Annotated in this window: 8 protein-coding genes; 4 read left to right on the top strand and 4 right to left on the bottom strand. The window is 43.6% G+C overall.

Features of this window, described 5'->3' with window-relative positions:
• Window positions 1-389 precede the first annotated feature (389 nt).
• Window positions 390-848, bottom strand: a complete 459-nt coding sequence (locus tag QUA03_RS21360; RefSeq protein WP_333214736.1) for a hypothetical protein — start codon at window positions 846-848, stop codon at window positions 390-392.
• A 448-nt stretch (window positions 849-1,296) separates the two neighbouring features.
• Window positions 1,297-1,479, bottom strand: a complete 183-nt coding sequence (locus tag QUA03_RS21355; protein ID WP_015178554.1) for a ribbon-helix-helix domain-containing protein — start codon at window positions 1,477-1,479, stop codon at window positions 1,297-1,299.
• 213 nt (window positions 1,480-1,692) lie between these two features.
• Between QUA03_RS21355 and QUA03_RS21350 the strand changes: the two genes are divergently transcribed.
• From QUA03_RS21350 to QUA03_RS21340, 3 genes are all read left to right on the top strand, one after another.
• Entirely contained in the window at window positions 1,693-1,866 is a 174-nt protein-coding gene (locus QUA03_RS21350) for a hypothetical protein (protein ID WP_333214734.1), read from the top strand.
• Between the two features lie 207 nt (window positions 1,867-2,073).
• The gene (locus tag QUA03_RS21345) at window positions 2,074-2,703 is read left to right on the top strand and encodes a Uma2 family endonuclease (protein WP_333214732.1); all 630 of its coding nucleotides are present in this window, start codon (window positions 2,074-2,076) and stop codon (window positions 2,701-2,703) included.
• A 120-nt stretch (window positions 2,704-2,823) separates the two neighbouring features.
• Window positions 2,824-3,441 carry a Uma2 family endonuclease gene (locus tag QUA03_RS21340; protein ID WP_333214731.1) on the top strand — a complete coding sequence of 206 codons (618 nt, stop codon included), beginning with the start codon at window positions 2,824-2,826 and terminating at the stop codon, window positions 3,439-3,441.
• A gap of 319 nt (window positions 3,442-3,760) precedes the next feature.
• Here the strand turns inward: QUA03_RS21340 and QUA03_RS21335 are convergent, their stop codons facing one another.
• Both QUA03_RS21335 and bchB read right to left on the bottom strand, forming a co-directional pair.
• Window positions 3,761-3,982, bottom strand: a complete 222-nt coding sequence (locus tag QUA03_RS21335) for a hypothetical protein (protein ID WP_333214730.1) — start codon at window positions 3,980-3,982, stop codon at window positions 3,761-3,763.
• A gap of 83 nt (window positions 3,983-4,065) precedes the next feature.
• Window positions 4,066-5,592, bottom strand: coding sequence for a ferredoxin:protochlorophyllide reductase (ATP-dependent) subunit B (bchB, locus tag QUA03_RS21330; protein WP_190659189.1), 1,527 nt, complete (start codon window positions 5,590-5,592; stop codon window positions 4,066-4,068).
• A gap of 1,066 nt (window positions 5,593-6,658) precedes the next feature.
• Here bchB and QUA03_RS21325 point away from each other — a divergent pair.
• Entirely contained in the window at window positions 6,659-12,172 is a 5,514-nt protein-coding gene (locus tag QUA03_RS21325; protein WP_333214728.1) for an AAA family ATPase, read from the top strand.
• Window positions 12,173-12,358 lie beyond the last annotated feature (186 nt).

Below are 12,358 nucleotides of genomic sequence, written 5' to 3'. Positions count from 1 at the left end.
CTCACGATTATCTCGGATGATTTACTTTTATCCCCTCCATCTGCCTATGTGCCAGTTGGGGGTGCGGAATGTGGGTTGAAACCTGTTAACCTCAAACTCAAATGTGGCGAAGCGCCGGTCATTCGATTTTAGATTTTAGATTTTAGATTTTAGATTTTGGATTGACTTGCGCGAGATAAATTCGGGGGCTTGAGGATTTTAGATTTTAGATTTTGGATTGATTCCACGGAGAAATCACGTGGCGGGTACCATCAAGAAATTCTTGGTCATTTGAGTTCGAGGTTAAATTACACAAACTTTCGTCTGCCTCAGCAGAAAAGCCAGATATTCTGTTAGATCCCCGGCTTTTTGAAGAAGTCGGGGATTGAAAGAGCGATCGCATTTAAATACTAAAGGGAGCGAATCACTCGTTGTTCGAGAATGCGTTTGCCTTTGTTATAAATACTAAGGCTGGCTCCTGTAACAATGTAATCGTAGGTGCCATTTTTTGCCACGTAACCAGTCCCCTCTTCAGTTCGAGCACGCAAGGCGATCGTGCTGCCGTTACTCTTTTTAACCCCGTAGTAATATAGTTGATGAGCGTGGTTGTAGCACAGATAAATCCGAAAGTTGCTGGTCTCGAAATAGTTTGCCAGTGTCTGTCTTTTGCGAACACAAAAATCTCTCACCTGTTTTTGGGGAGTGGATAAATTAGCTATTTGTATGGTTTCAATCGGAGACTGAGTGCGAGACGCTGTTGGTGCAGTGCTTGTGTTCGATTGTCCTAGAGCCAAGGTTGCCGCTGGATTGCTGGCAAATAGCATTAAACCGAGTAAGCTGGTTTGTGTGAGTCTTGCTGTGAAGTTCATAAGTCATTCCTTTAACAGATGTTGATGCGTCTAATCTAGGTAAGTGGGATTGATTAGGGCGATCGAACAGTACAGTTTTCACAATTGGCCTCAAGCAGGAAATCCTGGGATGCAATTTCCGTTTCCCCTGATATCTGGCACTATTCTCAATAAGCTTTTAGGGGCAGGCTAGAAGCCCGCCCCACAAGAGGATTGGATGTATAGTCGAAAGCTCGTTACTGAGAATGATATTTTTTGTGAGTTTCCCTACAACTGACTAGCCGACGGACAATTAACTAACTGGCACTTTCGATTGCTGATAGGACTTATGCACTAACAGGCGATCGCGAGGACAAAGCAGAGAATTATTTTAAATATTCTGCGCCAACTGCGGACGCGGATGCTAATTTTCATCAATTTCGATAAGTGCGATCGCGCGACACGCCCCCGTAACCCACGAGGGAAGTCTTTACGTGTCGCTTTTGGGCTTTTCCGGTTCAGAAGGTAAATCTCCCTTTTTTTTCGCTTCCAAAACCGCCGTTTCAACGATAAAAGCGATCAAACTAGCTGTGGGTCTACCTTGCCGGTCGGCCCACAGTTCTAAGGATTCATAGATGTAGTCGGGGAGTGTGATGTGAACGCGCTTGCTCACTGTCAATATTTACTGTTTGTGAACGCTCCCAATCATACAAGTTTACGCCGATCGCGGTGTTATAACGCTATTTTAGTAATTTTCTGCTACCAATGAGGGCCTTTTGTGCAATAATTTGTACAGCACACCACAGGTGCAAAGTCAAAAGCCAGTCCCCCGCCGTGGAAAGCAAGGACTGGCTATGGCTCCAATTAACAAGGAGATACACCTATTATGCCGTATGAGAAACGTCTCAGACCGTGGATCGTGGTTCGTTTGCTTCCAAATCTACAAAGGGTCGTTGTCGGTCGGTTTCGCAGTTGGTCTGATGCAGAGGGTCATTTGCGAGTTCTCAAACAACTGCTTCCTGCTGCTCAATTGACCCTAGTTTTCGATCCGATCGATTAATTTTGGTTGCGAGTTGATTAAGTGCGATCGCCCTTAGTTGAAAGAGGGCGATCGTAGATGTTGGAATCTTATCAAAAACAGGCAAGATGCCTGTTCCACAAAGAATGGTTTTTGTTGTGGGGAGTAGGGGTTGGGCATCTTACCCGCCCCTACTTTCGGGCAATGTTAAACTGGACGCAAAATATCAATTGAGTTGGGGAAAAAACCGTGACAGCTATTCTACAAGCAACAGAACAGCCAACTGCACAGCGCTACTTCACTCCCGAAGAATATCTAGCCCTAGAAGAAGCAGCAGAGTATAAAAGTGAATATCGCGACGGAGTAATTATTCCAATGACAGGTGGAACTACAAATCACAATCGCATTGCCCTGAATATGAGCATAGCATTACGTCTTGCTCTTAAGGGACTTGACTATGATGTTTTCATGGGCGACGTGCGTCTGTGGCTGCCGAAAAAGCGAACTTATACTTATCCCGATGTGATGGTAATTCCGGGTAAACCTGAGTATTACAATAATCGCCAGGATACGGTGATGAATCCTCAAGTGATTGTGGAAGTTTTATCGAAATCTACGAAAGCTTACGATCGCAGTGATAAGTTTAAGTTTTATCAAACGCTGCCAACATTTCAAGAGTATATTCTGATCGATCAATCTCAGGTTTATGTAGAACAGTATTGTAAGTTGGCAAACAAGCGGTGGTCGTATAGTCAGTATGATGAGGAGGATGCGGCGCTAGTTTTTAATTTCTTTCAAGTTGAAGTGCCGCTGGCAGATGTCTATGAAAAGGTGGATTTTGAGGCGGAAAGTGAGCCAGAAGAAAGCGGGGAGGAATAAGGGCGATCGCTTTTTTGGAAATGCAGGTTATCATTTAAGTGAGCGATTCCCTTCGGGATAGCTTCGCTTCACGCACTCAGAAGAAATATTTGTTCAACATCATTGTGGGAGAACATCAAGATGACAGGCACTTTGCAAACAACCGAGCAACGTTACTGCACAGAAGAGCAATATTTAGCACTGGAAGAAACAGCAGAGTACAAAAGCGAATATCTCGACGGGGAAATTATTCCTATGACAGGCGGATCTACCAATCACAATCAAATCGCTGGCAATTTGTACATTGCTTTAAGTCTTGCTCTCAAAAAACGGAATTACCGCATCTTCATCGGTGACGTGCGTCTGTGGATACCAAAAGTGCGACTGTACACTTATCCCGACGTAATGGTAATTTTTGGGCTACCTGAGTACCGCAACAATCGCACTGACACGATTACCAACCCTCAAGTTATTGTGGAAGTTTTATCAAAGTCTACTAAAAACTACGATCGAGTTGACAAGTTTACATATTACAAAACTCTTCCTACTTTTCGAGAATACATTACGATCGATCAAACAAAAATTAAAGTCGAGCAGTATTCAAAAACCGAGAATAAAAGATGGTTGTATTGTGAGTATGACGAGGAAGATACGGCATTAATGTTTAATTCCTTTCAGCTTGAAGTTCCTCTATCTGATGTTTACGAACAAGTTAATTTTGAGCAAGTTGAGCAAGAAGATAGTCAAAATGAGGAGTGAGGGCGATCGCACGCTTGTTGGAAAAGGGCGATCCTTACTTAATATACTTCATCATGCGTCCCAATATCAATCAAGACGATCAATTCCTCTTGCGTTTCATTATCTTGCTCAAAAGTATAGATAATTTGGCAATCGGACTCAACCCAACAAGCCCAAAGTCATTCTAATTGCCCCCGCAGTTTATGTGACTTCAATGGAGGATAAAATGGATCGTTCACTAACAACTCCAAAACGGAAAAGATTTTCTCACCTAATTGCGGATTTCTCTTGATAACCCGTTTAAAAGCCCGTTTAAAACTGTTGTTCCAAACTAGAGTTTTCATTCTTCATCCAGTAAATCAGCTTTTAACTGTGCAAGGTTGCCTCGCTTTGCTGTGCCGGCTTTTAAAGCACTCAAAACCTCTCTTGCATTGCTAGCAATTTCCAGTCGCCGATTTTCAATTCGCCATTTCTGAATTAATTCAATTAACAAATCTTGCTCTTCAATTGCCAGAGATTCTACATATTCGATCGCGGTCTGGAAAGCAATAGAATTAGCCATAAAGAACTTTTCTATGTTTGAAAAGTGACAGTGCATTTCTATTTTACTAAGTGAGGTGGGCAAATGCCCACCCTACCAACTAACTACGCGCCGACAGATTCCTTCGCTGCGTAAAGCACCTCAACGGTAATCTTATCAATCCCCCGATCGCGCGCGAACTTCTCAGTATTCCGCTTCACCTTACCCCGCACAAAGCCAGGGATTTTATTCAACTCAGCTTGTCCATCCTTTGTCCAACCCATATCAGAATCAGCCGAAATACCCTTCGTAATCACTTCCTTGGTATCGTGGCCGCCGAAGATTTCCAGCAAGTGGTCTTCCATTCCCAAAGTAAAGGAATTGTAGACCAAATCTACGCACTGATTCGTGCCTTCATAACCCAAAAATGGCTTGTAGCCGATCGGGAAATTTTGGACGTGAATCGGTGCAGCAATGACGCCGCAAGGAATATCCAACCGTTTACCAACGTGGCGTTCCATTTGCGTGCCGAAAATAGCCGAAGGTTCCGCTTTGGCGATCGCATCTCCGATCGCCCCGTGATCATCCGTCACCAGCACTTCATCACAATACTCGCTTACCTGTTCCCGGAACCAGTCAGCATCGTGTTTGCAGTAGGTTCCTGCCCACACAACGTGGATTCCCATCTCGCGAGCCAAAATCTTCGTCATCGCCGCAGCGTGCGTATTATCGCCAAATACGACGGCTTTTTTGCCAGTTAAGTTTTGGCAGTCGATCGATCGCGAAAACCAAGCAGCCTGAGACACAAATCGAGTTTGTTGGTCAATAAAATTTTCGTAATCAACATCCGCACCTTGAGCATTCAACACTTGCTGAATCTTGCGGATACAGCGCGCAGTTTCCACCACACCCATCGGCGTAATATCGACCATCGGCGTACCGAATTCTTTTTGCAAATACTCCCCGGCCATCATCCCCAATTCCCGATAAGGAACCAAGTTAAACCAGGCGCGCGGCAGTCTTTTTAAGTTATGAACCGAAGCACCTTCGGGAATAACTTCGTTGACTTCAATGCCCAAATCTGCCATCAAACGTTTCAACTCGGTGCAGTCGTGCTGGTTGTGGAAACCCAGCGTAGACATACCGATAATGTTGACAGATGGTTTTTCGCTTTTGGCTTCTACTAAATCGCCTTTTTTGCGGGCTTTGTTAATGTAAAATTGGACGATTTGATCCAAAGTGCGATCGGCAGCTTGCAGTTCGTTTACCCGATAATGGTTAACATCCGCCAGCAATACATCGCCTTTGGCATCCAATTGAGCTCGTTCCACGAAGTTTTCCAAGTCTTCTTGCAGAATGCTGGAGGTGCAAGTCGGGGTGAGCACGATTAAATCTGGGTGTTCTTCTCTGTCTTTGCGGGTGATGTTGTCCACCACCCGTTCCTGCGAACCCCGCGCCAGTACGTGTCTGTCAACGACGCTGGTAGTCACTGGGGTGAAATCCCGTTCCCTCTCCAGCATGGAACGCATGACGTTGAAATAGTCGTCTCCAATCGGTGCGTGCATGATTGCATGGACGTTTTTGAAGGAAGTGGCGACGCGCAGAGTGCCGATGTGGGCTGGCCCTGCGTACATCCAATAAGCCAATTTCATAGGTTTTTTCCTGGTGCTGGTTGAGAATTGCCCGATCGGGCGATTACTGCTAAATTTTAAGGTTGTTTCTGATTTTCTCACCGGATGAATCCTTGAGAAATACTAACTTTCTGAGGATTTACAGATTTGGGAAATGCTCAAACGCTTTGTCTGCTTGGCATTTGAGTCGTAATTCAAACAACTTTACCTGGGTTTTATGGCAATAATTCTTAATCTTTCCTCAAATTTTCTTAAGACTTAGGCAAATTTGATTAATGTAGGGTTCGCTGCCGCGCACCAGACAAGGTGCAATAATTCTGCATTTTTTGTCAAATTTACTCTGGTCAAACGGTCAATCGATTTTAGATTTTAGATTTTAGATTTTAGATTTTAGAATTGAAGCATTGACCCCACGGATAAATCGGGGGCAAGTTTCATCGGATACAGGTTTTTTATTTCTGGACGGATGAATCCGGGGGCTTGTCTCCTGGATGTTTTCGGTCAGTTAGTATTGTTAATCGATCGGTCAAAATAGATAGAACTGAAGGAAATTTCAGATTCCGAAGCAACACTTACTTCCCTCAGCGCCTCGGTCGCGAATTATAGTTAAGATTTGCACCGGCCGGTTTTTTTGAAGCACCGCAAATTCGTACCCGAACACCGGAAAAAATAAATCTTTAAGCACTTGCGTATTTTCACGAGATGTGGTGACGCTCCACTAAAGTCAAGCGATTGCTGCGAATCTAAGATGATTTAGTTGTCAGCATGGCGATCGAGCATTAGAGTAAATCTTTGCACAAATCCTGTATTTGTGATCTTGTTTACCTAACTGCTGAGGTGACGAAAGCCCCAGCGTGCTTTTGTCAGCAGTAGCTCTTTGCTGTCAAGGCCTGCCTACCCACACATCCCAAAAGATAGCTCTTGAGCGATAATGAAGAATAACATAGGATTTACGAAAAGAAACCCGATTTACACGATAAAATCTTGGGTTTGTCAACGACTAGCAACGAAGAAACCCGGTTTCTAGCCCGCCGCGCGTCAGTCCTGTAACATTGACCAAGCACACCTAATTTGAGAGAACCCAACTATGATGGCAATTCCCGGCGTTGCAGTTCTCGCTCTCATTTATGAAAGCAGCACTTCCCTGGTTTACCGCGGCCACAACGAGCAGAACAACCAACCTGTTATTATCAAACTTATCAAAGAAGACTATCCGACTCCTGAAGAACTGAATAGATACAAGCGCGAATATGAGATCACTGCCAACTTAAGCCTGTTGGACGGAGTTGTGAAAGTGTATAAGTTGCAACAGGTTAGAAATAGTCTGGCAATGATCTTAGAAGATTTTGGCGGGGAATCTTTAAAAATATTTATGGGTTCCCAAAAATTTACCCTTTTAGGATTTCTGACTACCGCCATCAAAGTTGCTGAAACTTTGGGAGAGATTCACGGGAAAAATGTAATTCATAAAGATATAAATCCCTCTAATATAGTTTTTAATCCTGCTACCGGACAAGTGAAACTAATAGATTTCAGCATTTCAACAGCATCCAACCTGGAAAATATTCCCAATAAAAATCCCAATTTTTTAGAAGGCACTTTAGCCTATATGTCGCCCGAACAAACCGGCAGAATGAACCGAGTAGTCGATTACCGCACCGACTTTTATTCCCTCGGCGTGACCTTTTATGAAATCCTGGCAGGACAACTCCCATTTCCCACTACAGATCCCATGGAGTTAGTTCACTGTCACATAGCAAAACAGCCAGTACCTCTCGCGGAAATAGCCCCAGAAATTCCTAAAGCTGTTTCAGATATTGTGATGAAATTGTTAGCAAAAACCGCTGAGGAGCGTTATCAAAGTGCTTGGGGACTAAAAGCCGATTTGGAATCCTGCCTGTTTCAGTGGCAAACATCTGGGGTTGTTTCTGAGTTTCCTCTCGGCAGCCAAGATATTTCTGACAAATTTCAAATACCTCAAAAACTTTACGGCAGACAGCGAGAAGTTGAAACTCTCTTAGCGGCATTTGAACGGGTGGCAGCAACAAATAATCGAGGCTACCGTAGCGACGATTCTCAAATTTCTGTCATCAAGAAAGAGAGCAAATCGAAAAAAGAAATCCCCTTGTCAGTCATGGCGAGAGGACAACATAAATCCCGCAGCGAGATGATGCTGATTGCCGGTTATTCCGGCATTGGCAAATCTGCAATGGTGAAGATTTTAGACAAACCTATTACCCGCCGACGTGGATATTTTATTTGGGGAAAGTTTGACCAGTACAAGCGGACTATTCCTTACTCTGCCGTTGTCAGCGCTTTTTCGGAATTGGTGCGACAACTGTTAACTGAAAGTGAGGCTCAATTAGCAGTTTGGCGCGAAAAACTCCGCAGTTCATTCGGTCAAAACGGACAAATTATTATTGATGTCATTCCCGAAGTTGAACTAATTGTCGGTGCTCAGTCTCCTGTAGCTGAATTGGGGCCGACGGAATCTCTGAACCGCTTTAATTTAGTCTTTCAAAATTTCATTCGGGTATTTTGCCAGCCAGAACATCCGCTGGTCATTTTTCTCGACGATTTGCAGTGGGCTGATTCGGCTACTCTCAAGCTGATCGAATTGATGATGACAGATGAAGCTACGCAATATCTGTTTTTAATTGGCGCTTATCGGGATAATGAAGTTAGTCCTACTCATCCTTTAATGATGACTTTGGAGACGCTCCGAAATCAGGAAGCTATCATTAATCAGATTGCTTTGTCACCGCTGGGGGTGGAAAACATAACTCATTTGATTGCGGAGACTTTGCACAGCGATCGAGAATCTGTCAAACCGTTAGCTGAATTAGTAATCAGCAAAACAGACGGCAATCCTTTTTTTGTAAATCAATTCCTGCAAACATTGTATCAGGAAAACCTGCTAGTTTTTCACCCCCCACAGTCGGGGAGCAAGGGCGGCTGGCATTGGGATATGACTCAAATTGAGCAGTGCGCTATCACTGACAATGTAGTAGATTTGATGGTACAAAAACTGAGAAAACTGCCAAGCTCAACCCAGCAAGTTTTGCGTTTAGTGGCTTGTTTGGGCAACGAATTTGATTTAAATACTCTTTCTTTAATTCATGAGAAAGAAGCATCGGAAACTTTTTCTCACCTGTTGCCAGCTATTAAGTCGGGACTGATTCTGCCAACTTCGGAATTGGAAAGCAAGTCATTAGATTACGTGCTGTTTCCGCTATTAATTCTGAATTATAAATTTTTGCACGATCGCGTACAACAAGCAGCTTACGCTCTGATCGACGACTCGCAAAAAAAGGCTGTTCACCTGAAAATAGGCAGGCAAATCCTAGAAAACACCCCGGCTGAATATCGCGCTGACAGAATCTTTGAATTAGTCGATCACTTGAATGTGGCTCGATCGCTAATTAATGAAGATCGAGAATTAATTGAACTGGCAACGCTGAATTTAGACGCCGCCCGCAGAGCCAAAGATGCCACTGCTTATGTTGCTGCCTTGCAGTATTTGACCGCAGGCATGGATGGTTTGAGCGCCGATATTTGGGATGCCCACTACGACTTAGCCTTTGCCTTGCACATGGAGCGGGCAAATGTTGAGTATTTAAACGGTTTTTTCGAGAAGTCTGAAGAATTTATTAATATAACTCTGGAAAAAGCGCGATCGGCCTTAGAAAAGGTAGAAATTTACAACCTGCTGATCGTGCAGTACACCCTGCGCGCGAAGTACGAAGAAGCCGTTAAAGCCGGAATCCAAGCTTTGGACTTGCTAGGCATTGACTTGCCGCTAGACGGGCTACAAAAAGTCATATCCGAAGAATTTGCAGCAGCTACAAATATTTTAGCAGGTAGAGAAATAGCTTCCCTAATTGACGCCCCCGAAATGACTGTACCCGACAAAAAAGTTGCAGTCAAATTAATTACAAACTTGCTGACATCGGCGTACCTCAAAAATCCAGACTTGTGGAAAGTCAGCGTTTTAAAAGGAGTCAATCTTTCTCTACAATACGGTTTAGTACCCGAAGCCTCTCTTTGCTATGCTGGCTACGGTATGTTCTTAAACGCAGTTTCGGGAGATTACAAAGCTGCGTATCAATTCGGCTTACTCTCCCTGAATCTCAGCGAAAAATCTGGCAATATCGGCTTGAAGTGCAGAGCTTGTTCATCCCTGGTCAGTATTTTTTATTACTGGTTCAATCACATCAAAGATTCCCACGCAATCAGCAATGAAGGATATCAAGCAGCTTTAGAATCCGGAGATTTAGAGTATGCGGGTTATATCCTGTCCAACCGCATAGCTAACTCATTTTTTCAAGGTAAAGAAATCTCGCAAATTCTGGCAGACACGAGCAGGTATTTACAGTTCAGCCAAAAGACCAAAAATCAGCTCGTAACCGATATATTATTAGGGGTAGAGTTAATCCTGCGTAACTTGAGCAAACTAACTCCTGAAAAGTTTGTATTTGAAAGCGAAGATATCAGCGAAGCTGAATACGTACACAACTGTCAAGCTCATCAAAATTTGTACTCGCTCTGCCTTTATCAGATTCGCAAATGCCAGGTAATGTACTGGTACGGCAACTTCAACGAAGCGCTACAACTAGCTTTTGAAGTAGAAAAACAGCTATCTTTTATTACCGGAGCGATACCCGCTACCGAATGGAATTTTTTCTTTTCTCTAACTTTAGCGGCCGTTTTCCCAAATGTTTCAGAAGAGAAGCAAAAGGAATACTTGGAAAAGTTAGAGGAAAACCAAAAACAGATGAAAATTTGGGCAGACAACTGTGCCGAAAATTTTCTGCACAAGTACCTTTTAGTACAAGCAGAAATAGCCAGAATTTCCAAGAAAGATTCAGAAGCTGTAGAACTGTACGATTTCTCTATAAATTTAGCCCAAGACAATGAGTTTGTCCAAAATGAAGCGCTAGCTAATGAACTAGCAGCTAAGTTTTGGTTGAGTAAAGGCAAGTATCAATATGCCAAAATCCACTTGCGTGAAGCTCACTCGTGCTACTTGCGCTGGGGTGCAGTTCGCAAAGTAGAAGATTTAGAACAGAAGTATCCGCAGTTGCGAGAAATGACGCCGCTCAATGGAAGTTTTAACAACAGTCAAACTACTACAACTATTCATACTTCTACTGGCAGCGATGCGAGAGTGCTGGATTTGGCAACGGTAATGAAAGCATCTCTGGCGATTTCTAGCGAAATTGTCCTCGATAAGTTGCTGGCTTCTTTAATGAGAATCTCCTTAGAAAATGCGGGTGCTCAATTAGGTTTTCTGATTTTAGTTAGAGATGGTCAACTGTTGATTTCTGCTAAAGCCTCAGTATTTGCTGAAGATGTAGCTGTTCTGCAATTTACGCCTGTTGCAGAATATCATGATTTACCTGTGACGGTGATTAATTATGTGGAAAGGACTCGCTCGGATTTGGTGTTGAGCAATGCGGCGGCTGAGGGACTCTTCACAGCAGATCCTTACATTGCTAAACACCAACTGCAATCTATTTTGTGTACTCCAATCATCAATCAAGGCAAACTGATCGGCATTCTTTATTTAGAAAACAATTTGACTGTCGGAGCATTTACTCCCCACAGATTGGAAGTTTTAAGGTTGCTTTCTTCCCAAGTTGCTATTTCTTTGGAGAATGCTTTGCTTTACAATTCTGTGGAACAGAAAGTGCAAGAACGGACGCAGGAGTTAAATGAAAAAAACGAGCGTTTAGAACACACTTTGCGGGAACTTAAACTAACTCAAGCTCAATTAATCCAAACGGAAAAAATGTCTAGTTTGGGGCAAATGGTGGCTGGTGTAGCTCACGAAATTAATAATCCTGTAAGCTTCATCTACGGAAATCTTAATCCGGCTAGCGAATACGTTAAAGACTTGCTAAAATTGATTGACCTTTACCAGCAGCACTATCCAGAACCTGCTGATGAAATTCTAGAAGAAATAGAAACAATTGAGCTGGAATTCTTGAGCGAAGATTTGCAAAAGCTGCTGGATTCCATGAAAGTAGGAGCGGAAAGAATCCGGGATATTGTGCTAAGCTTGCGGAATTTCTCGCGCCTCGACGAAGCGCAAATGAAGTCGGTAGATATCCATCAAGGCATCGACAGTACGGTGATGTTGCTGCAACCGCGCCTGAGAAAAGAGGGCGGGCGTTTGGGAATTGAGGTGATTAAAAATTACAGCACGCTACCCCTAATTACTTGTTATGCGTCTCAGTTGAATCAGGTGTTTATGAATATTTTGACAAATGCGATCGATGCTCTCCTCGTCGCAAGAGATGCCCCGGAAAACTCTCATCAACAGCCTACGATTACAATTTCTACAGAGGTGACAGACAGGAATTCTGTCATAATTAGAATTGCCGACAGCGGGCCGGGGATGAGCACTGAGGTGCTGCACAAGATATTCGATCCATTTTTTACAACTAAGCCCGTGGGTTCGGGAACGGGTTTGGGATTGTCTATTTCTCACTCGATTGTTGTCAGTTCTCATGGCGGAACATTGACTTGCGTTTCTGCACCCGGAGAGGGGAGTGAGTTTATTATTGAAATTCCGATCGCGCCCAGGCAAGTTTTGTAATCGGCCATACTATCAACCAACATCCCCAAATCAATTCCAGTTAGCAACCCTTAACAATCCGGCCACGCATTGCGTTTACTAAACTTTGAATTCGCAATTCAAGCTCGGAAAAGACTCTGCATTAAAGTCGATCGCTCTGGTTTAGACAAAAGCGCGATCGCCCTTTTGCAGCCGCACTGAGGACTT

Source organism: Microcoleus sp. S36b_A4 (assembly GCF_036700645.1).
In the GTDB taxonomy this organism is placed as follows: domain Bacteria; phylum Cyanobacteriota; class Cyanobacteriia; order Cyanobacteriales; family Microcoleaceae; genus Microcoleus.
The sequence above is the reverse complement of the archived record's forward strand: the minus strand, read 5'-3'. Positions and strand labels throughout refer to the sequence as shown.